The 23,119-nt window shown below is 58.9% G+C and carries 20 protein-coding genes; 15 read left to right on the top strand and 5 right to left on the bottom strand.

The annotated features are described in order from the left end of the window. Window positions 1-26: 26 nt before the first annotated feature. Complete coding sequence (locus FMN63_RS05910) at window positions 27-287, bottom strand: hypothetical protein (protein ID WP_148583015.1); 261 nt, start codon at window positions 285-287, stop codon at window positions 27-29. A 63-nt stretch (window positions 288-350) separates the two neighbouring features. Further along, window positions 351-773 carry a Ros/MucR family transcriptional regulator gene (locus FMN63_RS05905; protein WP_148583014.1) on the bottom strand — a complete coding sequence of 141 codons (423 nt, stop codon included), beginning with the start codon at window positions 771-773 and terminating at the stop codon, window positions 351-353. Between the two features lie 729 nt (window positions 774-1,502). Between FMN63_RS05905 and FMN63_RS05900 the strand changes: the two genes are divergently transcribed. From FMN63_RS05900 to FMN63_RS05845, 12 genes are all read left to right on the top strand, one after another. Further along, entirely contained in the window at window positions 1,503-2,633 is a 1,131-nt protein-coding gene (locus FMN63_RS05900; RefSeq protein ID WP_148583013.1) for a porin, read from the top strand. Window positions 2,634-2,867: 234 nt separating this feature from the next. After that, window positions 2,868-3,896 carry a LacI family DNA-binding transcriptional regulator gene (locus FMN63_RS05895; RefSeq protein ID WP_162529986.1) on the top strand — a complete coding sequence of 343 codons (1,029 nt, stop codon included), beginning with the start codon at window positions 2,868-2,870 and terminating at the stop codon, window positions 3,894-3,896. Between the two features lie 332 nt (window positions 3,897-4,228). After that, a complete protein-coding gene (locus FMN63_RS05890) occupies window positions 4,229-6,214 on the top strand; it encodes an AMP-dependent synthetase/ligase (RefSeq protein ID WP_148583011.1) in 1,986 nt (661 codons plus the stop codon). Then, complete coding sequence (locus tag FMN63_RS05885) at window positions 6,211-7,038, top strand: ABC transporter ATP-binding protein (protein ID WP_148583010.1); 828 nt, start codon at window positions 6,211-6,213, stop codon at window positions 7,036-7,038. Before FMN63_RS05890 ends, FMN63_RS05885 begins: the two co-directional genes overlap by 4 nt. A gap of 12 nt (window positions 7,039-7,050) precedes the next feature. Continuing rightward, complete coding sequence (locus tag FMN63_RS05880; protein ID WP_148583009.1) at window positions 7,051-8,004, top strand: branched-chain amino acid ABC transporter permease; 954 nt, start codon at window positions 7,051-7,053, stop codon at window positions 8,002-8,004. 13 nt (window positions 8,005-8,017) lie between these two features. After that, entirely contained in the window at window positions 8,018-9,094 is a 1,077-nt protein-coding gene (locus tag FMN63_RS05875) for a branched-chain amino acid ABC transporter permease (protein ID WP_148583008.1), read from the top strand. Window positions 9,095-9,197: 103 nt separating this feature from the next. After that, on the top strand, window positions 9,198-10,529 hold the full coding sequence (locus FMN63_RS05870; protein ID WP_148583007.1) for an ABC transporter substrate-binding protein: 1,332 nt from the start codon (window positions 9,198-9,200) through the stop codon (window positions 10,527-10,529). 61 nt (window positions 10,530-10,590) lie between these two features. Then, a complete protein-coding gene (locus tag FMN63_RS05865; RefSeq protein ID WP_148583006.1) occupies window positions 10,591-11,445 on the top strand; it encodes an ABC transporter ATP-binding protein in 855 nt (284 codons plus the stop codon). Window positions 11,446-11,485: 40 nt separating this feature from the next. Further along, a complete protein-coding gene (locus FMN63_RS05860; protein ID WP_148583005.1) occupies window positions 11,486-12,724 on the top strand; it encodes a phenylacetate--CoA ligase family protein in 1,239 nt (412 codons plus the stop codon). Window positions 12,725-13,053: 329 nt separating this feature from the next. Then, window positions 13,054-14,133 carry a ferrochelatase gene (gene hemH, locus FMN63_RS05855; RefSeq protein WP_148583004.1) on the top strand — a complete coding sequence of 360 codons (1,080 nt, stop codon included), beginning with the start codon at window positions 13,054-13,056 and terminating at the stop codon, window positions 14,131-14,133. Between the two features lie 229 nt (window positions 14,134-14,362). Then, window positions 14,363-15,346, top strand: coding sequence for an SPFH domain-containing protein (locus FMN63_RS05850; protein ID WP_286192551.1), 984 nt, complete (start codon window positions 14,363-14,365; stop codon window positions 15,344-15,346). After that, window positions 15,343-15,798 (top strand): NfeD family protein, encoded by a 456-nt coding sequence (locus tag FMN63_RS05845; RefSeq protein WP_148583002.1) that lies wholly within the window; start codon window positions 15,343-15,345, stop codon window positions 15,796-15,798. Before FMN63_RS05850 ends, FMN63_RS05845 begins: the two co-directional genes overlap by 4 nt. A 49-nt stretch (window positions 15,799-15,847) precedes the next feature. Here FMN63_RS05845 and FMN63_RS05840 read toward each other — a convergent pair whose 3' ends face one another. From FMN63_RS05840 to FMN63_RS05830, 3 genes are all read right to left on the bottom strand, one after another. Then, on the bottom strand, window positions 15,848-16,705 hold the full coding sequence (locus FMN63_RS05840; protein ID WP_148583001.1) for an OmpA/MotB family protein: 858 nt from the start codon (window positions 16,703-16,705) through the stop codon (window positions 15,848-15,850). A gap of 127 nt (window positions 16,706-16,832) precedes the next feature. Further along, a complete protein-coding gene (locus FMN63_RS05835) occupies window positions 16,833-17,600 on the bottom strand; it encodes a motility protein A (protein ID WP_148583000.1) in 768 nt (255 codons plus the stop codon). Between the two features lie 157 nt (window positions 17,601-17,757). After that, window positions 17,758-18,771 carry a KpsF/GutQ family sugar-phosphate isomerase gene (locus FMN63_RS05830; RefSeq protein WP_148582999.1) on the bottom strand — a complete coding sequence of 338 codons (1,014 nt, stop codon included), beginning with the start codon at window positions 18,769-18,771 and terminating at the stop codon, window positions 17,758-17,760. 205 nt (window positions 18,772-18,976) lie between these two features. On the opposite strand from FMN63_RS05830, the gene FMN63_RS05825 reads away from it, so the two are divergent. From FMN63_RS05825 to FMN63_RS05815, 3 genes are all read left to right on the top strand, one after another. After that, window positions 18,977-20,440: an outer membrane beta-barrel protein gene (locus tag FMN63_RS05825; RefSeq protein WP_148582998.1), complete on the top strand. Its 1,464-nt coding sequence runs from the start codon at window positions 18,977-18,979 to the stop codon at window positions 20,438-20,440. 76 nt (window positions 20,441-20,516) lie between these two features. Next, a complete protein-coding gene (locus tag FMN63_RS05820) occupies window positions 20,517-21,788 on the top strand; it encodes a lytic murein transglycosylase (protein ID WP_209000955.1) in 1,272 nt (423 codons plus the stop codon). Between the two features lie 34 nt (window positions 21,789-21,822). Further along, window positions 21,823-23,100, top strand: coding sequence for an SGNH/GDSL hydrolase family protein (locus FMN63_RS05815; RefSeq protein WP_148582996.1), 1,278 nt, complete (start codon window positions 21,823-21,825; stop codon window positions 23,098-23,100). Window positions 23,101-23,119: the final 19 nt, after the last annotated feature.

The following is a 23,119-nucleotide window of genomic DNA, read 5'->3' as shown; positions in this document are numbered from 1 at the left end:
AGGATTGATAGCAGGATGCGGCGCTCTCAGCGCCGCATCGCACTGCCGACCTGAATGTAGGTGACAGCGGTATCCTCGGCGAGCGCGTTGAGGTTTTCAGCGGTAACCAGAAGCGTCATCATGTGGCTTTTCGGGCTCCAGGACAAAAGCTCCGGACCACCCGTGCTGCCACTGCGCATCGTCAGGTCATCAGGAGTCTTGCCCGGAGCAAGCTCAACCATGGCCTTCATTTGCGCCAAGGGATCGTTTTTCAGGATCGCCTTGCGCGCCTGCGGGCTGAGTTTCATCTGGCTGAAGTCCATAGGGACAATATAGCACCGCGCGGCCAGTCCTCAAAACCTTGTCGGCGGTCAGCGTTTCCGGTGACCCAGCTTTGCGGCCTTGGCCATTTCGGCACGTTTTTGCGCATAGTTTGGCGCAACCATCGGGTAATCCGCGCTCAAGCCCCATTTGCGTCTGTATTCGGCAGGCGTCAGGTTGAACTTCGTTTTCAGGTGACGCGTCAGAAATTTGAATTTCTTTCCGTCCTCGAGGCAGATGATGAACTCCGGTGTGACCGAGTGCTTTATCGGCACCGCCGGAACGAGGGGCGCGCGAAACACGGTCGGCGTGTTGTTGGTTGCGGTTTCCAGAGCGACGTGGACATCGACGATTAGTTCGATCAGGTCCTGTTGCGGTACCGGATTGTTCGTCACGTAGTTGGAAACGATTCCCGCGGTGAGTTCCATCAGGTTTGGCGAATCGTATGCCGCGCCTTCTTCTGATTCAGCCATGGGAGTTCCTTTTTCGAAATTGGGCGGGGCTGGCGAGGGGCGTGGGCAGGTGGTGCTGCGCGCGCATGCAGTCCATGCTGGATATATTTCCCCAACGACTTAATTTTTCAAGTAGCTATCACGATATTGGCAAATAAAAATTTCAATGAGGTATTTTCGCCGATTTAGGAAACCCGTGGGTTTTTTCGTTCCGTAATTTTGACTGTAGTTTTCAAGAAATACTGGTCTTCAATTCCTCATTGTTTCAAAAACCGCGAAAAACCGCAGGAAAAACGGACAAAATCAAGGTCGCTATTTCTTCTTTCTTGACGAACTTGTCTCCATAGGCTGTAAACTAAACAGTGTAGTCACAATTATCTTCATTTCTGCCGAAGCAAATGAAAGAAAAATGGTTCAAATATTCGTTTAGTATTTAAAGTAATGTTGGGGCAGGCCATATGGGGATGAGATGGCGAGAGTTCAAGGGCAAAAACGCGAAAGTGAAAAATTGTAAAAAATGGCGGAAATTCAACGTGTTGCAAAAATATGACTCGAAAAACCAATATTTTCAGAGGCGAAATTTGCGCTTGAATTCCAGAGTTAGAACTGGCTTTTTGATGCGGAGACGGCCAGCGGGGTGCAAGTAAATGCTTGTTGTTGGTAGTCTAGAGGTTAGTTTGAAGGGGTCGCGTGAAGTATTCGAATCCGTTCCTTCAGCCTTCCGACTGAATTTGAAACTGGAGTAATGTAATGAAACTCAAGAGTCTGATGCTCGGCGCGGCCGCAGCTGCTGCTGCCACCACCGCCCAGGCGGCTGACCTTCCGGTAGCCCCGGAGCCGGTCGACTACGTTCGTGTCTGTGACGCTTACGGCGCGCGCTTCTACTACATCCCGGGCACCGAAACCTGCCTCCGCGTTGGCGGACGTGTTCGTACCCAGGTTGTTGTCAACAACGTCCTGGACGACGGCGCCTTCAGTGACCGTAACTCTGACGGCTACTCCTGGCTGTCCCGCGGTTACCTGTACCTGGACGCTCGCACGGCTACCGAGTTCGGCACCCTGCGTACCTACGTGTCCACCTACACGACGGTCACGAACGGTGAAACCAGCACCACGCTGGATAGCGCTTACATCCAGTGGGGCGGTCTGACCGCTGGTCGTCTGACCTCGAACTTCGACATCTTCACCGGTCAGGCCTTTATCGGTGTCGTGGATCGTGACTGGTCCGACGTGACCACCAACCAGATCGCTTACACCGCAGCTTTCGGCAACGGCTTCTCCGCGACCATCGCTCTGGAAGACCGTTCCGATCGTGAATACGGCAACTACGGCGGCACCCGTGCTCCTGACTTCGTTGCAGCTCTCGGCGTTTCCCAGGGTTGGGGTTCCGCACAGTTGTCCGGTGCTCTGCATCAGGTTTACCCGGATGCCGCAGCCAACCGCACCAACAATGGTGGCGAAGATGAACTCGGCTTTGCCGTCGGCGGTGGTGCAGTCATCAATCTGCCGATGCTCAACTCCGGTTCGAACATCTTCTTCCAGGGCTTCTATGCCGATGGCGCACTGTCCTACATCACCACGTATGATGGCGTAGCCGACTTCAACAAGGGCGACACCTCCACCGGTTACTCGCTGTCTGCTGGTGCGTACATCCAGGCAACCTCCACGATCGGCCTCGCGCTTGACGGTTCCTACGCCGACATCGACGCCGCAGCTGGCCTGAACGACGTTACCCGTTACGCAATCGACGGTTCGGTTCAGTGGGAGCCGGTCTCCGGCTTCATCATGGGTGCTGACGTTGGTTACGCAAACACCGATGTGGATACCCAGGACGACCAGGACGAACTCCTCTTCGGTGTTCGTATGCAGCGTACCTTCTAATCTTACGGTTAGACTCTGACTGACTAACTTTGACCTCCAGTCAGTCAACCGGCCCGGCAGACTCCAAACTGCCGGGCCTCCCCCGTTTTAGGGCGGGGCGCAGTGGTCCTGCAGCAAAGACCGTGCCTGGCAGATACGCATCCGGACCCTAGAAGCAGCACACCGGCAAAATTCTTTTCCATCGCGTTTGAAAAAACGTGCGGCGCCAGAATGTTCTCGGCTAACATTCGCGCAATGCCACAGTCCGAATTCAAAAAGAAAAACCCGACAGTTCAGGATGTCGCCCGCGCAGCCAATGTGTCGACGGCCACGGTCAGTCGCGCGTTGACGACGCCAGACAGGGTGTCGGCTGAAACAAGAAGCCGCGTGTCGGAAGCGGTCGAGAAGACCGGCTATGTCCTCAATCATGCCGCGCGCAATCTCCGGCGCCGCGATACGGGCACAATCGTTGCCCTCGTTCCCGATATCGGCAACTCCCACTTTTCAAATATCTTGCAGGGCATCGAAACGGTTTGCGCGGAAAAGCAATTGAAGGTTCTGATTGCCGACACCCGAAAACCGTCCATGTCGCATTCGCGCGTGAGCGATTACTTCAGCAAGAACAATTGCGACGGGATCGTAATTCTGGACGGGCATTTCTCGATTTCCCGGATCAGGTCGTCGAACCCCAAAGCACCGCCGATCGTTCTTGCCGGCGAGTGGAGTGACGATCCGGCCGTTCCCATCTCTGTTGTCGACAATCTGCTTGGCGCGGAACTGGCGGTGTCTCACCTGCTCGACCTGAAACACACCAATATCGGCCATGTCACGGGGCTGCTGTCGCACAAGCCGGGACGTGACCGGCGCGACGGGTTCCGCGCCACATTGGCAGGCGCCGGCTTCGATCCGGCGAAAGCCTGGATCTTCGAGGGGGATTACACCCTGGATGCCGGTGTCAGGGCTGCGCACGCCTGGATGGCGCTGCCGGATCGGCCAACCGCGGTTTTTTGTGCCAGCGACCGGACAGCCTTCGGCTTCATTTCCGCGTTGAACGAAGCCGGTATTCGCGTTCCGGAAGATGTTTCGGTGGTTGGTTTCGACGATATCGACATTGCGGGGCATTATCTGCCGCCGCTGACGACGATCCATCAGCCGCGCCGCGCGGTTGGCGAACAGGCGGCGAAGCTGCTGCTCAATCTCCTCGGCGGTGCCAGACCTGACAATGGCAGCGTTCAGCTGGAGCCATGGCTGGTCGTGCGCAAGAGTGCAGTGCCGTTGGCCTAGAGGGTTAGGTCCGTGGTGCCTCTCGCACCTGCAGCGCAATTGCAACAATTCGACATGATTGAAACATATTGCTGAAAATCCGGCCTCCTAGCCTGCGTTCATCGGGTTTGGAACGCTTGGCCTGTCCACCTTTAATAATTTACCGGTTGAAGGTTGCCGCGTCAGATTGTTTCATACCCTTCAGGTAATGACCCCGAACAATTGGGGCGCCTTCCAGATCAAGCCGCCGATGGCCAAACGCGCCGGACAGCGGACTGTCGAACGACAAAAATGTAGAGGCATATCGTCTGTGTTCATCCGAATGCAGGGTGCTTCAGGGGAAGAAACAGTTCATGGTAGGGTCGGCCAGCGCTTCACCGCGCGAGGAGGACACCTTTCCGAAGATTCTCATGCGCAATGCGCAAGTCTTCGGTGACCGGACGGCGTTCCGGGAAAAGGATTTCGGGATCTGGCAGAGCTGGACCTGGTCCGAGGTGTGTGAAGAAATCCGCGCATTTTCCATCGGTTTGAAATCTCTGGGTCTGAAAACCGGAGACAAGATCGCCATCGTTGGCGCAAACCGCCCAAGGCTTTATTGGGCGATGGTCGCTGCTCAGGCGATCGGTGCCGTTCCGGTGCCTGTCTATTCGGACAGCGTTGCCGAGGAAATGGCCTTTGTGCTCGGGCATGCCGAAGTCACCTTCGCGGTGGTCGAGGATCAGGAGCAGGTCGACAAGCTGCTGTCGATGGCCGATGAGGTGAAGTCACTCAGCGAGATCATCTATGACGAGCCGCGCGGGCTGCGTGGCTATGATCACGAGCATCTGCACAGCTACGCTTCGGTGCAGGACAAGGGCCGTGACCTGATTTCGGCGACACCCTCGCTGGCGGCCGACTGGGAAGCCGGGTTCAGGGATGCCAAGGGCTCCGACGTTGCGGTGATGCTCTACACGTCGGGCACCACCGGGCGGCCCAAGGGCGTGATGCTGTCTTTCGACAATCTCGTTATCTCGGCCCGCAACGGCAACAAGTTCGACCACCTGGACGAGACCGAGGAAGTGCTCGCCTATCTGCCGATGGCCTGGATCGGCGACCATGTGTTCTCTCTGGCGCAGGCCTTTACGGCCGCCTATTGCGTCAATTGTCCGGAAAGCATGGATACGATCGATGTGGACCGGCTTGAAATCGCGCCGACCTACTTCTTCGCGCCGCCCCGCGTTTTCGAGAACATGCTGACCCGGATCATGGTGCGCATGGAAGATGCCGGTAAGGCCAAGCGCGCGATGTTCGACTATTTCATGGGCGTTGCCCGCAAGGTGGGTGAGAAGATCCTGAACGGTGAGAGCGTCGGCCTGAAGGATCGGGTGCTTTATGCCCTTGGCGAGTTCTGCGTCTACGGGCCGCTCAAGAACCGTATGGGTCTTACCCGGGTGAAAGTCGGCTACACCGCCGGCGAGGCCATCGGACCGGAGATCTTCCAGTTCTTCCGCTCGCTCGGGCTTAACCTCAAGCAGCTCTACGGCCAGACCGAGGCCAGCGTTTACATCACGCTGCAGCCGGATGGCGAGATCTTCGGCGATACGGTTGGCAAACCTGCCCCCGATGTGGAGCTGAAGATCGCCGAAAGCGGTGAGGTTATGTACCGGTCGCCGGGCGTTTTCGTCGGTTATTTCAAGAATGACGAAGCCACCGCCAGCACGAAGACGCCGGACGGCTGGGTGCACACGGGCGATGCGGGCATCATCGCGGAAAACGGCCATCTGAAGATCATCGACCGCGCCAAGGATGTCGGCAAGCTCAATGACGGCGCGCTGTTTGCGCCGAAATACATCGAGAACAAGCTGAAGTTCTTCCCGAACATCAAGGAGGCGGTTGCCTTCGGTCACGAGAAGGACATGGTGGCGGTCTTCATCAATATCGATCTGACCGCGGTCGGCTCCTGGGCGGAACGCAACAACGTCAATTATGCGTCCTACCAGGAACTTGCCGCCCACCCCGATGTCTACGGCATGATCGAAAGCCATGTCGATCAGGTGAACCGGGATCTTGCTCGCGAACCGATGATGGCGGGTGCGCAGATCAAGCGGTTCCTGATCCTGCACAAGGAGCTGGATGCGGATGACGGCGAACTGACCCGGACGCAGAAGGTGCGCCGGAGCTTTATTGCCGAACGCTACGGCCCCTTGATCGATGCGCTTTACGATGGATCCACCTCCAAGCATGTGCGCACGGAAGTGACCTACGAAGATGGCCGCAAGGGAATCATCGAAGCCACTGTCGAGATCCGCGACATGACCACCCATGACGCCGGTGCGGGCGTACAGGAGGCCGCTGAATGAACGCCTTTGTGACCGAAAAGACGCTGCCGCCGTCGGACGCCAACGAGGGGACGGAGCGAGAGCTGCTGTTACGGGTCGACAACGTCTCGCTGTCCTTCGGCGGGGTTAAGGCGATCACCGACATTTCGTTCGACATCCAGAAGGGCGAGATCCGCGCGATCATCGGTCCGAACGGGGCCGGCAAAACGTCGATGCTGAACGTCATCAACGGTTTCTATCACCCCCAGGAAGGCACGATCACCTGGCAGGGGCAGGTGCGCCGCAAGATGAAGCCTTACGAAGCTGCCAGCCAGGGCATCGCCCGGACCTTCCAGAACGTGGCCTTGTTCAAGGGCATGACCACGCTGGACAACATCATGTCCGGCAGATCCTTGAGGATGCACAGGAACTTTTTCTGGCAACTGCTGTGGCGCGGGCCCGCGGAACGCGAGGAAATCGAACATCGGCGCAAGGTCGAGGACATCATCGACTTCCTGGAAATCCAGGCGATCCGCAAGACACCGGTCGGGCGTCTGCCCTACGGCCTGCAAAAGCGGGTCGAACTCGGCCGCGCGCTGGCGATGGAACCGGACCTGTTGCTGCTCGACGAGCCGATGGCCGGTATGAACCTGGAAGAAAAAGAAGACATGAGCCGGTTCATCATCGACGTAAATCAGGAATTCGGCACGACGATTGCCCTCATCGAACACGATATGGGTGTCGTCATGGATCTCTCCGACCGGGTGGTCGTGCTCGATTACGGCAAGAAGATCGCCGATGGGCCACCGGAGGAAGTGCAGGCCAGCCAGGCCGTTATCGACGCTTATCTCGGTGTGAGCCACTAGGAGGGACGAACCATGCTCTACGATATTTTCATCGATCCCTTCGTACAGATGTACCAGATGCCGGATTTCTTCCTGCAGGTCCTGTGGGAAGGTTTTGTCGCCGGTATTCTCTACGCACTGATCGCGCTCGGCTTCGTGCTGATCTTCAAGGCGTCCGGTGTGTTCAACTTCGCCCAGGGCATCATGGTGGTGTTCGCCGGCCTGACGCTGGTGGGGCTCAACGAAAACGGGGTGCCTGCCTATCTGGCGCTGATCCTGACCATCGGCGTGATGGGGGTTCTGGCCTATGGTGTTGAACGGGTGGTCATGCGGCCCCTGGTCAACCAGCCGGAAATCATCCTGCTGATGGCCACCATTGGCCTGACGTATTTCCTCGTCGGTTTCGGTGAATTCGTCTTCGGTGGTGAACCCAAGCAGATGATCACCGAGCAACTGGGGCTGCCCACCGGTTCGACCGCCTTCGAAATTGGCGACCGGGGTCTGGTCATCCTGCAGCATATCGATATTGCTGCAGCCGTGATTGCGGTGCTGATGGTGACGGCGCTCGCCATCTTCTTCAACAAGACGCGGATCGGCCGCGCCCTGCGCGCCGTGGCAGACGACCACCAGGCCGCTCTTTCCGTCGGGATCTCGCTCAACCAGATCTGGGCCATCGTCTGGTTCGCAGCCGGCCTCGTGGCACTGGCGACCGGCATCATGTGGGGCGCGCGTTCCGATGTGTCCTTCGCGCTGGAAATCGTCGCGTTCAAGGCATTGCCGGTGCTGATCCTCGGCGGCTTCACGTCGATCCCGGGCGCCATCGTCGGCGGTCTGATCATCGGCTTCGGCGAGAAGATCGGCGAACTCTACTGGGGTGGTCTTGTCGGCGGCGGGGTCGAATCCTGGCTCGCCTACATCATCGCCCTGATCTTCCTTCTGTTCCGGCCACAGGGCCTCTTCGGCGAACGTATCATCGAGCGGATCTAGGGATTTCTGACCCATGTTTTATCGCGAAGCTGGCCAATTCAAGACGAGTTACAAGGCGGATCAGGCATTGTTCCCGATCCTCCAGGACCGCGTCGGTCTGGCCGTCATCCTCATCACCGCATTTGCCGTCATACCGGCCCTTGCCAACGACTTCTTCCTGACCTCCATCATGATCCCGTTTCTGGTGTTCTCGCTGGCGGCGATCGGGCTGAACATCCTGACCGGTTTCTGCGGGCAGCTGTCACTCGGAACCGGGGCATTCATGGGTGTTGGCGCCTATGCCGCCTACAAGCTGACGTCGATCTTTCCCGATGCCAATGTCATCGTGATGGTGCTCCTGTCCGGCGTGTTCTCGGCTGCCATCGGCGCGATCTTCGGTCTGCCGAGCCTGCGCATCAAGGGACTTTACCTGGCAGTTACGACGCTTGCAGCCCAGTTCTTTCTGGAATGGTGCTTCATTCGCATCCCGTGGCTCTACAATTACAACGCCTCGGGGGCAATCGAGGTGCCGCACCGCGAAGTCTTCGGCATTGTCGCCACAGGAGCCGAGGCAACGCCGCTGGCGCGCTACTTCATCGTTCTCGGGATCACCGTTCTGATTACCTTCCTGATGGCGAACGTCCTGCGTGGTCGCATTGGCCGGTCGTGGATGATGATCCGCGACATGGATATTGCAGCCGAACTGATGGGCATCCGTCCGCTTCAGACCAAGCTGATGGCCTTTGCCGTATCGTCCTACATCTGCGGCGTCGCCGGAGCGATGATGGTGTTCTTCTGGCTGAATGCGGCCGAGCCGTCGTCCTATTCCATCCGGCTGTCCTTCCAGGTTCTGTTCATGGTCATCCTGGGCGGTCTCGGCAGTCTTGGTGGGGCCTTCATGGGGGCCGCCTTCATCTGGATCCTGCCGGTGGTACTGAAATTCGTTCCGGGTCTCCTCGGCTTTGATCTGGCCGCGGAAACGGTGGAGCACGCGACCTTCATGATCATTGGCGCGCTCATCATTTTCTTCCTGATCGTCGAACCGCACGGCTTTGCGCGGCTCTGGCAGATCGCGAAGCAGAAGCTCAGGGTCTGGCCGTTCCCTTACTAGGAGCGCCAGCCTTTTCACCCGCCATCCGGACATGGACCGATCCGGTGAGGAATGGCGTAACCGGTCCGGCGGTAGTCCTTTCGATGCCGCGTGGGAGGAGAATATGAAAAACATAAAGCAATTTGCGCTGGGAACCGCTGTTGCGCTCGGGGTCGGTCTCTCCGGCGCCATGACGACCGCGGTCCAGGCAGAAGATAGCAACTACGTGCCGCTCCTGACGTACCGGACAGGGCCTTATGCCGGTTCCGGCATCCACATCGCCAACGGTATGCATGACTATCTGCAGATGCTGAACGAGCGCGATGGCGGTATCGGTGGCGTCAAGCTGGCGATTGAAGAGTGTGAAACCGGTTACAACGCCCAGAAGGGCGTCGAGTGCTACGAAGCCACCAAGGGCAAGGGCGCACTGGTCTATAACCCGTATTCCACCGGCATCACGCTGCAGCTGATCCCGAAAGCCGGTGTCGACAAGATCCCGGTGCTGTCGATGGGCTACGGCCTTTCGGCTGCCGCTGTCGGCTCCACGTTCCCCTGGATCTTCAACGTGCCTGACACCTATTGGGACGGCGCTTCCGTGGTCATCAAGTACATCGGTGAGCAGGAAGGCGGTCTTGAAAACCTGAAGGGCAAGAAGATCGGCTACATCTTCCTTGACGCCGGTTATGGCCGTGAGCCCTTGCCGCTGCTGGAACAGCTTGCCGAGAAATACGGCTTCGAGCTGCTGCAGTATCCGGTTCCGGGTGCAGAAATGCAGAACCAGTCCTCGCAGTGGCTCAATGTTCGCCGGGATCGTCCGGACTACATGGTCATGTGGGGCTGGGGTGCGATGAACCCGACGGCTGTCAAGGAAGCCGTCAAGATCCGCTTCCCGATGGACAAGTTCATCGGTGTGTGGTGGTCCGCAGGGGATGACGATGCCGCAGCCGGCGGGGAAGGAGCCAAAGGCTACAAGGCGCTGAACTTCTCCGGTGTCGGTCCCGATTTCCCGGCTCTCGACGACATCAAGAAGCTTGTTGTCGACGCGGGCAAGTCCTCCACCGATGCGAGTTCCATCGGCAGCACGCTCTACAATCGCGGCGTCCTGAACTCGGTCATCATCGCGGAAGGCATTCGCACCGCGCAGGAACTGACCGGCAAGAAGGTCATCACGGGCGAAGACATGCGTCTTGGGCTTGAGGCACTCAATCTGGACGAGGCGCGGCTGGCTGAACTCGGTCTGAAGGGCTTTGCCCATCCGATGAAAGTGACCTGCGAAGACCATGCCGGCAGCAATCCGGTGTTCATCCAGGAGTGGGACGGCAAGAAGTGGCGTCAGGCTTCGGACTGGATCGAGCCGATGACCGATGTGGTCCGTCCGCTGCTGGAACAAGCCGCTGCGGAATATGCAGAAAAGAACGCGCCGTGGCCGGCGCGCACCGAACCCTGCCCGAACTGATAGGCAGTCCGCTCCGCCGCGCCGCATCAACGTGCGGCGGAGCTTCCAGGGAGAAGAGGGAATGGCATTGCTGGATGTAGAACAGCCCGGTTCGCAGGGGGCGCGTGAAGCTGCCGAGACGATCCTGTCGGTCAACAATATCGAGGTCATTTACGACCACGTGATCCTTGTGCTGAAGGGCGTGTCGCTGACGATTCCCAAGGGCGGGATCGTGGCGCTGCTCGGCGCAAACGGCGCAGGCAAGACGACCACGCTGAAAGCGATTTCGAACCTGCTTGGTGCCGAACGCGGCGAAGTGACCAAGGGCAAGATCGTGTTCGAGGGCGAAGAAGTTCAGGCCCTGTCGCCCAACGATCTGGTTCGCCGGGGTTGCATCCAGGTAATGGAAGGACGGCATTGTTTCGGTCACCTGTCCATCGAAGAGAATTTGCTGACAGGCGCCTACACCCGCAAAGACGGGCACAGTGCCGTGAAGGCGGACCTTGAGATGGTCTACAATTACTTTCCGCGCCTGCGAGAACGGCGCGGCAGCCAGGCGGGGTACACCTCCGGCGGCGAACAGCAGATGTGCGCCATTGGCCGCGCCTTGATGAGCCGGCCGAAGATGATCCTGCTGGATGAGCCGAGCATGGGGTTGGCGCCTCAGCTCGTGGAGGAAATCTTCGAGATCGTCCGCCAGCTCAACAGCAATGAGGGTGTGTCCTTCCTGCTTGCCGAACAGAACACCAATGTGGCGCTGAAATACGCGACCTACGGCTACATCCTGGAATCCGGCCGTATCGTGCTCGATGGCGATGCCAAGGCATTGCGGGAGAACGAGGACGTCAAGGAATTCTATCTGGGCGTTGGCGGCGAGGGCCGTCGCTCGTTCCGGAATGTCAAACATTACAAGCGAAGGAAGCGCTGGCTGGCCTGACGGGGTTTCAGACACAGGGCCGAAACAGGCGGAGACGACCATGAGCGACATTCAGTTTGACGCGCGCGAGCGGCAAGACCCCGCTCTGCGCGAACGGGATCTTTTTGCCCGATTGCCGGACCTTCTGGCCCATGCCACCGGTAATGCCACCGGGTGGGCCACGCATCTGGAGGGATGCGATCTTGCGGCGGTTACCGACCGGGCCGCACTGGCCGGTCTGCCGGTTCTGCGCAAGTCCGACCTTCTGGAAAAGCAGCGCGCGCAACCGCCCTTTGGCGGATTTCTGGCAGGTGACCTGTCGGGCGCGGCCCGGGTCTTCATGTCGCCCGGCCCGATCTGGGAACCGCAGGCGCCCGGGCTCGATCCCTGGAACGGGGCGCGCAGCCTGTTTGCGGCCGGCTTTCGCAAGGGCGATGTCGTTCTCAATGCCTTTTCCTATCACCTGACGCCTGGCGGTTTCATTCTGGACCAGGGCGCGATTGCGCTCGGATGTACGGTGTTTCCCGCCGGGGTCGGCAATACCGACAGTCAGGTCGAAGCGATCGAGGTGCTCAAACCGTCCGGTTTCGTCGGCACGCCGGATTATCTGAAGATCCTCCTCGATCGCGGCCGGGACCAGGGCCGGGATGTCTCCTCCATCAAAAAGGCCCTGGTCTCGGGAGGTGCGTTGTTTCCGTCGTTGCGCGAAGAATATGAGGCTGCCGGGATCCAGGTTGGCCAGTGTTACGCGACCGCGGACCTTGGCGTCATCGCCTATGAGACGGACGCCAGGCAGGGCATGATCGTCAACGAGGATTACATCGTCGAGATTGTGCGGCCTGGCACCGGTGAGCCTGTGGCAGAGGGCGAGGTCGGAGAGTTGGTTGTCACCAACTTCAACAGCCTTTATCCGCTGATCCGTTTCGCCACGGGCGACCTGTCCAAGATCATCCCGGGCCAATCACCCTGCGGGCGCACCAACATGCGGCTTGCCGGCTGGATGGGGCGCGCGGATCAGCGCACAAAGGTCAAGGGCATGTTCGTCGACCCCGCCCAGATTGCGCAAATCGTCGCGGCCCACCCGGAAATCAGCAAGGCCCGTCTTGCCGTCAGCCGTGTTGGTGAAGCCGACGCCATGACATTGACGGTGGAAACCGAGGCCGGCGGCAATGGTCTGCCGGAGCGGGTCGCGGAAACACTGCGCGAGGTTACCCATCTCAAGGGGGACGTCCTGACCGTTGCCCCGGGTGCGCTGCCGAATGACGGCAAGGTGATTGCGGATGAGCGGGAGTATGGCTGAGGCTGGCGGCGTGTAGACGTGCCTCGGTCTTAATGCAAATTTCAGCCTCGTCCTGAGAAAGCGCGCAAGCGCCGTCTCGAAAGGTGGGCTGCATACTCTGGAGCAAGTTGCCCATCCTTTTCTTTTGAGATTGGCTTCGAGACGGACCTGACGGTCTGCCACAGGATGAGGTCCTGGGTCGTTGCTTTTCCATCTGAGTTTCCGGTGATCTGCAACCGGGTATCTGCGTATGACAAATGCCGCATTGGCCAAGGCTCTTGCTTGGCCTATGTATGGCATCAGACAGACCGTTTTAACGCAGACAGACCGTTTTAGGACTTACCCCGCAGATGACCGTTCAACCGACCGCGCCGATCGCAGCCGATCAGGAAGCCGCATTCAGAAAACTCGACTTGCCGAAAGATCACCCTTCGGTCAAGAGTGGCAAGGTGGGGGTGCTTCTGGTCAATCTGGGCACACCGGATGCCACGGACTATTGGCCCATGCGCCGGTATCTGCGCGAGTTCCTTTCGGACAAGCGTGTTATCGAATGGCCGCGGGCGATCTGGTATCCGATCCTCTATGGCATCGTTCTGATGACCCGGCCGGGCAAATCCGGCAAGGCTTACGAGGAAATATGGAACAAGGAAAAGGACGAGTCGCCCCTGCGCACGATCACGCGCAGCCAGTCGGAAAAATTGTCCGAGGTGCTGGGGGATGCGGATGGAAAGCTGAAGATCGATTGGGCGATGCGCTACGGCCAGCCGTCCATTCCGGACCGGCTGAAAGCCCTGAAGGATGAAGGCTGCGACCGGATCCTGGTCTTCCCCCTCTACCCGCAATATTCGGCAACCACGACGGCGACGGTCAATGACGTTGTCTGCAAGACGCTCTTGAAGATGCGCTGGCAGCCCGCAATCCGGACCGTGCCGCCCTATCATGATGACCCGGTCTATGTGACGGCCCTGGCAAAGTCGGTGGAGCGTCACGTGGAAAGTCTGGATTTCAAGCCGGATGTGGTGTTGACGTCCTATCATGGCATTCCGCAGTCCTATTTCAGGCGGGGGGACCCCTATCACTGCCATTGCATGAAAACGACGCGGTTGATGCGCGAGGTTCTCGGCTGGGACGCAGAAAAACTGCGGGTGACGTTCCAGTCCCGGTTCGGGCCGGAAGAGTGGCTGCAGCCCTATACGGACAAGACCGTTGAGCAACTGGCCAAGGACGGAGTGAAGAACGTCGCGGTGATGAACCCGGGCTTTGTCGCCGATTGCCTTGAAACGCTGGAAGAAATTGCCGGTGAGGCAGGGGAAATCTTCGAGGAAAGCGGCGGCGAGCATTTCAGCCACATCCCCTGCCTGAATGACAGCGATCTTGGTATGGACGTGCTGACCCACATCGTTCGGCGCGAACTCGGCGGCTGGATCTGATCAGCTGCCCATCCACAGGCGTTTAACCTTGCCGGTGGAAAACACTCGTAAAATTCCGACAGGCTGCCCATAAGTCATGTGCCCGTCCGACGAACGCCACAGGTGTTCGCGGGGCGGGCTGCGTACGTGCGTCCGCACGAACTCAAGGCCGCGAATACGCTGGAAACGCCTTGGAGTTCGTCGCATAGTGACAGCACTTTTTTAAAAATTACGGGAGACGTATATGCCAATCGCGGGATTCGACATTTTTCTGATCGGCCTTGTCGTGCTGGTCATTCTGGTGTTTTTCGCCGGCGTAAAGACGGTGCCGCAAGGCTACAATTATACGATCGAGCGGTTTGGAAAGTACCGGAAGACGCTGACGCCGGGCCTGAACTTCATCATCCCGTTCATCGACAGGATCGGCCACAAGCTCAACATGATGGAGCAGGTGCTGGACGTGCCAACCCAGGAAGTGATCACCCGCGACAATGCGACGGTGAGCGCGGATGGCGTGACCTTCTATCAGGTGCTCGATGCTGCCCGGGCAGCCTATGAAGTGCTCGGCCTGCAGAATGCCATTCTCAACCTCACCATGACCAACATCCGCTCGGTCATGGGGTCGATGGACCTCGATAACCTTCTGTCCAACCGCGACGAAATCAACGCCCAGATCCTGCGGGTTGTCGATGCGGCGGCAGAACCCTGGGGCATCAAGATCACCCGTATCGAAATCAAGGACATCAACCCGCCGCGCGACCTGGTGGATGCCATGGCCCGCCAGATGAAGGCGGAACGCGAGAAGCGCGCCTACATTCTCGAGGCCGAAGGCAAGCGTCAGTCGGAAATCCTGAAAGCGGAAGGGGAGAAGCAGTCACTTATCCTCGAAGCCGAAGGCCGCCGCGAATCCGCTTTCCGGGATGCAGAAGCCCGCGAGCGCGAGGCTGAAGCAGAAGCCAAGGCAACGCAGCTTGTAAGTGCGGCCATCGCCTCCGGAGATGTCCAGGCCATCAACTATTTCGTTGCCAACAAATATGTTGAAGCTTTCAAGGAACTGGCAACCTCGAACAACCAGAAGACGCTTATCCTGCCGATGGAAGCGACATCGCTGCTGGGCTCCTTGAGCGGCATCGGCGCCATTGCCAAGGAAGCGTTCGGCGAGAACGGATCTTCCAAGCGGTCGTCTTCCCGCATTCCCAATACCCGCAGTGACGAGGGAGAGGAGAACCGGTGAGCCTGATTGAAAGCACAATCGCGGCCCTGGGGCCCTGGAGCTGGTTCGTTCTGGGGCTCTTGCTGCTGGGACTCGAAATACTGGCGCCCGGCACGATCTTCCTTTGGTTTGGCCTCTCGGCGCTGATCGTTGGGTGTGTGGCGCTGCTGTTCGACTTCGCCTGGCAGGTGAATGTTGGACTGTTTCTGGTGCTCTCTCTCGTCAGCCTGCTGATCGGGCGAAGGCTGATGCAGAAACTTGCATCGGAGAAGGGCGACCCGGGGCTCAACCAGCGTGGAAGCCGTTATGTCGGCCGGGAATTCACACTTGCCGCCCCGCTGAAAGAGGGCGCCGGAAATCTTTCCATTGATGACACTATCTGGCGCATCACCGGACCGGACCTGCCTGCTGGCACAAAGGTGCGTGTCGATTCAATCGATGGTGCGCGGCTTGTGGTTTCGCAGGTCAGCTAGAGCGGATCCGCATACCGGCTGCCGACGCGTTTGCTGAGCCGGTGCTTTCTCAGAGCTTGTGCCCTGCAGGCAGCGGCGGTTCTTCTGCCTTCAGCAGAATGCCAATCCGGCGGTTCGCTGCCAGATAGGGGTCGTTGGGGAACAGCGGTTCCGTGTCGGCCTTGCCGACCACAGAGTAGAACTGATTGTCCGGCACGCCGTATTCGGACAGGATCTGCCGGGCGATGTTGGCGCGTTCGCTGGAGAGTTCCCAACCGGTATAACTTGGGTCGATGGACTGGCGTCCGGCCGTTGTATGGCCGGTGATTTCGATGCGATTGGGCATTTGTGACAGCACCGGCGCCATCTTGGCGAGCAGGCGGCGAGTGGTCTCGTAAGGATATTTCGAACCTTCCCGGAACATCGAGCGACCGTCCTGATCGACCAGCATGATGTTCAGGCCGTCCTCGGATTCTTCCAGAATGATGTTGCTGGAAATCTCGGTGATTTCCGGCATTTCCTGCCAGGCCTGACGCAGCGAGGCGGCGGCCGTCGCGAATTGGCGCGGCTTTTCGATATCAGCTTCCAGCGTGTCGTGCGTATTGGCTTCCGGCCCCTGTTTGCGCCGCTGTTCATGGCGCACCTGGGAGAAATCGGAGTCCATTTCCTGTTCGACCTGACTGATATCCTTCATGTAGTCGCGGATCGGAATGCCCTCGACCTCGATGATGCCGGTCTTGCGGGAGGTATCTTTCACGCCGAAGGCTTCGCGCATGGACCCGGCGACAACCTGAAGCTTTTCCTTGTCCTGAATGGAAAAGGAAATGATCAGAACGAAGAAGCAGACGAGCAGGGACATCAGATCGGCAAAGGTCACCAGCCAGTCGGGTGCACCGCCGCCGCCTTCAGGTTTCTTTTTCTTTGCCATCGCGCAGGTGTCGCTCTTTTGTCAGGTCCGGATCAGCGTCGGTTCCATCGATTTCAACTGAACCGCATCCATTCGCATTTCCAGGTCATCGAATGCTCTGCCCGGGGTCATCGGATCGCAATTCGCTCTAGGCAGCATCCGCCAGGTCGCCGCGCAATTTGTCCGGCAGATATGCGATCAGCATTTCCTTGATCAGGGCCGGGCTCTTGGATTCGCGGATCTGGCAAACGCCGTCGATGATCAGTGTCTGGTTGAGGTCGTCGACGTCGAATTTGGCATCCAGTTTGTCCACCAGGGGCAGACAGAGGATGTTGGAGATCAATGCGCCATAAAGGGTCGTCAACAGGGCGACGGCCATGGAGGGGCCGATTGCGGCCGGGTCGTCCATGTTGGCAAGCATCTGCACCAGACCGACCAGCGTCCCGATCATGCCGAATGCCGGTGCGGAATCGCCAAGAGCCTTGAAAACGCGTTTGCCTTCCGACAAGCGGGAAAGCTGCAGATCTCGCTCGCGCTCCATCGATTCCCTGATGAATTCCAGCTCGTAGCCATCTGCAATGTATTGTACGCCCTTGGCCAGCACCGGGTCCGAAACGTCAACATTCTCCAGCCCGAGCGGACCAGACTTGCGGACGATTTCACCCAGGTTGCTGATTTCAGTAATGAGGTCACGCGGACTGGCGTTCTTGCCCGCAAGGGCAACCTTGAAGCCTGTGACGAATGCAGCTGCGATGTCTGAGATCTGGAAACGGATCAGCGTGGCGGCGAGACCGCCTCCGACCACGATGAGGACCGACGGCACGTCAATGAACTGGCCGAAGCTGCCGCCGAGAAAAATAGCGGTCGTAACGATGCCGAAGGCACCCACAATGCCGATTAATGTCGCCAGATCCATTCTGTACACACACCAAGGTCTGCGGCGTCAAGCCGATGAAACTTTGGGGCAGTGTAAGTGGCGTATGGCTAATCAAATCCTAATAGCGCGCCAGTTGCGGGCCGGAAAAGAGTCTTTTTCGACTTCCTGAAGAAATATTGGCCGATTCGGATGCAGGTCAGGCTGCGCCGATCCGAAGAAGATCGTGCAGGTGAACGATGCCGACCGGGCGGCCGTCCTCGATCACGAAAACGGACGTGATCGACAGGCTGTTGGCCAGTTCGAGGATCGATGCGGACAGCGTGTCCGTCGTTACCGTCTTCGGAGCGCGTGTCATGATCTCTCCGGCGGATTTTGCCAGGAGATTTGACGAAACATGGCGGCGCAAGTCACCGTCGGTAATGATGCCGATCAGTTGTTTCAGTTCATCGACAACACCCAGAACACCGAACCCGCGCTGGGTCATGAGGACGATGCCTTCGCTCATCGAAGTGTCTGCGGACACCAGCGGCATGCGTTCGCCCGTGTGCATGATGTCCTTGGCCGTTTTCAGGCTGGCGCCCAGGCGGCCGCCCGGGTGGAATACGCGGAAGTCCTGAGCGGTGAAGCCACGCCCTTCCAGAAGTGCCACAGCGAGTGCGTCGCCGACCGCGAGCTGAATGAGAGCGGATGTCGTCGGGGCCAGACCATGCGGGCAAGCCTCGGTGACTGCCGGCAGGTTCATGACGATATCAGCAGCGCGGCCGAGTGTGCTGTCCTTGCGCGACGTGATCGCGACCAGGGGCACCTTGAAGCGGCGGGTGTAGCTGACGATGCCTGCAAGTTCCTGCGTTTCGCCCGACCAGGAGAGTGCGATCACGACATCGCCTTCCGTGATCATACCAAGGTCGCCGTGGCTGGCTTCACTGGCGTGAACGAAGAAGGACGGTGTTCCCGTGGACGCGAGGCTGGCGGCGATCTTGGTGCCGATATGACCGCTCTTGCCGATGCCGGTGATGACAACGCGGCCCTTGCTTTTCTGAATGAGTTCGAAGGTCTTCTGGAACGGGACGGCAAGTCCGTTCTTCAGCGCTGCGCGGACGGCGCTGAGGCCGGCAATTTCCGTTTCCAGCGTCCGCTCTGCGGAGACGAGGCACAGGGAGGTCATGTCTGAATTTTCTTCGGAAATCGGGTCACGCAACACAGTGGTCATGAACATTTTTCTTTTTCATTGAAGGCAGCCTTACCTCTATGCCAGTCGCTGACGGGGATCAAGAACCGGTGATCTACTAATTGCACTCGATCAGGTGACTTTATGTATCCTAGTGTAACCTTTCAATTTGCGAAAAAGAAACGAAGGATTAACCATCCTTCTTCAGGTTGGACCTGACATACCACGTCGACTGGTCCCGAATTTCATGCGCAGCTTTCTGCCCCTGATCATCTTTCTTGCCGTTTTGCAGGCCGTTTCCGCGGCTGCACAAACGACGCTTGACGATTTGCGAGGATCGGACGATCCGGATGGAGCGCAAGAATCAGTCGACCCTTCCGATCAGGCAGCACAGGCAGCGGACCGTAATCCGACGCAGACCAATGTTTTTTCCCTGCGTTCAACGCTGAACTCCGCCACGGCGGAAAGCGGATCAAGCGGTCTTGGGACCAACGGAAGAGCAGCGCCGGTCAGGCCGTTCGCCGACAGGATAACAGCGGTCGACAGGGCGGTTCCCCTGACCAGCAGCGGTATCGACGACAGCGTCTTTGGAGGCGATACGACTTTTGATGCTCCGCAGGGCATTCGGCTTGGAGCCTTTACCCTGACCCCTCAATTGACCGTGTCGTCGGGCTGGACCGACAACAGATCTCAGACAGCAGATGGCACCTCTGGCACATTTTACCAGATTTCTCCCGATGTTTCCCTGACCTCTAACTGGTCCCGCCACCAACTGGATGCGTCGCTGCGAGGGTCCTTTACCGGGTATCCCGGAGAGAGCGACGACAATGAAGCGAACGTCTTTGCCGCCACGAACCTGAGACTTGATATCAGCGAAGCGACGCAGGTCACCACCACGATATCCTACTCGCTTACCCAGGAAGACGATGGCAGTGCGGAATCCGTCTCCGGCACCGACTACGATCACGAACTGTCGGGCCGTCTCAGCGGGACGCGCGCGGTCGGCATCGTCGCGGCCACAGCTGCGGTTGGCGTGGACCGGAACTTTTATACATCGGAAAGCGGTTCGGAATCAGGACGCAACAACACGCTCTATTCCACCAGCCTTCGGTTGGACGGCAATACCAGCAGTGTGATTTCTCCCTTCGTGGAGGGGGCTTTGCTCTTGAGGCGGTATGACGACACCTGCAGCGATGCCCTGTGTGAAAAACGAAACGCCAACGGGTATCAGGTCGTGGGCGGTGTTACGATCGCCTCCGGTCCCAAGCTCACTGGCGAGTTGGGGGCGGGGTGGCGCATCGAAGACATTGAGGACGACCGGCTGGACAACCTGTCGGGCCTGATTGTCGATGCGTCCCTGGTCTGGTCGCCAAGCCGCCTGACGACCGTCACGGCTGGTCTTGGAACTTCCTTTGAGGCGACCGACATTGATGGCTCCAGCGGGTCGATCATCTATTCCGGCGACCTGCGCCTTGCCCACGCCTTCAGCGATCGGCTGGTCGGGGAAACCGGTGTCGGATACAGTTACCGGACCTATGAAGGTGTTTCGATCGAGGAGCGGACCATGACAGGGTTTGGCGGGCTGACATTCGCTGTTACCAAAAACATTGCGGTGACAGGGAATTACACCCACCGGCGCTTCGACAGTTCGCAGCAGGGAAACGACTATACCGAAAACGCTGTTGAAGCCGGCTTAAGATTCCGGCATTAACGTCACGGTAACCAAATTCACATCATTCATGGGGCGGGGGCAGAAACTTACGGACCTGGGCATCGAGGAGGCCCTGATGCTGAACCTTGCGCGGCTGACTGCGAACGTGAAAACTTTACTGCCCCTCTCTGGAAGACTGAGGACCCTTGGGCGCCGGCTGCTTGTCGCAGCCGCTGCGACAGGCACTTTACTGGCCATTTCTCTGCCGGCACAGGCCGATCAGGGTTTCAGCCGGTTCGTTTCCGGTTTCTGGCCAACGGCCAGGGCTGCAGGCATTTCATCCCAGACCTATAATGCGGTGTTTACCGGCATGCAGCCGGACGATGACACCTTGCGCCTCATGAACAAGCAGTCCGAGTTCGTGAAGCCGATCTGGGAATATCTCGACAGTGCCGTTTCAGACGCGCGGGTCGAGAAGGGCCGCGAGATGCTGAAGGAATACAGTCAGGTGCTTGCGGTCATCGAAAACCGCTATGGCGTCGACCGTGAAGCCGTGCTGGCGATCTGGGGCATGGAAACGAACTACGGCGGCTTCATGGGGCGCCACAATGTCATTCAGGCGCTGGCAACGCTGGCCTATGCCGCGCCGCGCCGGAAGAGCTTTTGGGAAAAGGAACTCGTTACCGCACTGGGGATCGTCCAGGCCGGCCACGTACGCTTCCAGGACATGGAAGGGTCCTGGGCAGGCGCCATGGGGCACACACAATTCATGCCGTCGAGCTGGAAGGCCTATGCTGCCGACTACGACGGCGACGGCCGCAGGGACATCTGGACGTCTATTCCCGATGCGCTTGCCTCTACCGCCGCCTATCTGCAAAAGCATGGCTGGCAAACTGGCAAGACCTGGGGGTACGAGGTGAACCTGCCTCGCGGGTTCGACTATCATCTGGCCGATGGCGACAAGACGCTGACCCTTCGCGAATGGAGCAAATACGGCGTCCAACGGACGAACGGTCGGGGGTTTCCGCGTCCTTCCGATAACGCCATTCTGGTTCTGCCGGCCGGTGCAAGCGGTCCTGCCTTCCTGATGCTGAAGAACTTCTACGTGATCAAGCGTTACAACAACGCAACCGCCTATGCGCTTGCCGTCGGACATCTTGCCGACCGGATCATCGGCGGCGGTCCGATCGAGGGGGACTGGTCGCGCGAGCACCTTCCGCTCAATCGCTCGGAAACTGCGGAGCTGCAAGCGCTTTTGAACCAGCGTGGATTTTCCGTGGGCACGGCGGATGGCCGGATCGGACCGGCTACCCGCAAGGGTATCCGGGCCTATCAGCGCTCCCGGGGGATGGTTCCCGACGGTTATGCATCCATTGTTTTGCTGGCACGGTTGAAGCTGGACAGCTAAACTGAGTGGAGTTCAGCCGCAGCAGGAGCGCAGCGTGAGAATTCGGACACGGCAAGAGGAAGGCAAGGGCGGGCTCCCCGCCTCGCTCCGGTTTGCCGTTGCTCTCGGTCTTGTGCTGGTTTTCTGTTCTGCCGGTATTTCCGCCGCACAGGATGTGCCGCGCGGTGAGATCGTGGTTGCGCAGAACGGGCCCTTCCGGGGCTTCAATCCGTTCGCTCCTCTTCAGCGTCTGTTTGGTGGCGGTGCGGAAAAACGCGTCAAGAAGCCACAAAAAACCCCGAGAAAACAGAGGGTTTCCCGGCCCGCCGGGGCTCCGCCCAAATTCGACGTTCTCGAAAAAGACGCAGACGCCGGTCTGATCCTTGTGGTTGGAGACCGGATGGCACGCGGTGTGGCCGACGGGCTGAAATACACGCTCGCGCAAAAACCGCAGATCCGTGTCGAGGCCATTACCGAGGACAAGGAAGGTTTTGTGGGCGAGGGATCGCCCGACTGGGCAACGCAGGTGGTCTCCAGAATTCGGGGGGCGGATGTTCAGGCCGTCGTGGTGATGATCGGCCGGCAGGATCTTGGCAAAGCCTTTCCCGGCGACCCGCCCGTCGAATTCATGACCGCCGAATGGCTGGACAGCTACCGCAAGAAGGTCGATGCGCTGGTGCGCGTGGTGCGCCAGGAAAAGAAACCGCTTGTCTGGGCCGGCCTGCCGCCAACAAGCGATGAATTGGTGAATGCCGATTTCACCCAGCTCAACTCGATCTTCCAGAGTGCGTCGGAAGACAGGCGCGTTCGCTATGTTGATATCTGGGATATCTTCCTGGCCGAGGACGGTAGCTATTCGTCATATGGGCCGGATGTCGACGGCAAGAACACACGACTGCGCACCAACAACAAGATCGGTTTCACCTGGGCCGGTTATCGGAAAGTCGCATTCTTCGTTGAACGGGAACTCTCGCGTCTGCTGGGTGGCTATGGCGGACTTGCCTTCGAGGGTGTGGAAGATGACCCCAACTTCATCGTTCTGACCGGACGCACCACCTCCCCGGAGGCATTGCTTCTGGGGGGGGAGGACGATGAGGAAATCGACCCGGCGACCAGAACCTATCGTTTTTTCGTGAAGGGTGAGCCTTTGCCGCCGATGCAGGGGCGTGTGGATGATCCGCGCATGCCTGTGGTGGTGAAATCTGAACCCGTGGCCGCGGACGAGGATGTAACTTTCCCGGCAGGGGCCGCCCTGAGGGGACCTTTGAGCGGTGCTGCCAGTCAGGATGCACAAGGCCGGGTCTCGGTGACCGTGCGACCCGGGATGCCCTGAGACACGATCAGGACCTGAA

It is taken from the genome of Stappia sp. BW2, from assembly GCF_008107695.1.
Lineage (GTDB): Bacteria > Pseudomonadota > Alphaproteobacteria > Rhizobiales > Stappiaceae > Roseibium.
Note: the sequence above shows the minus strand (reverse complement) of the source record. Positions and strands in the feature narration are given on the sequence as shown.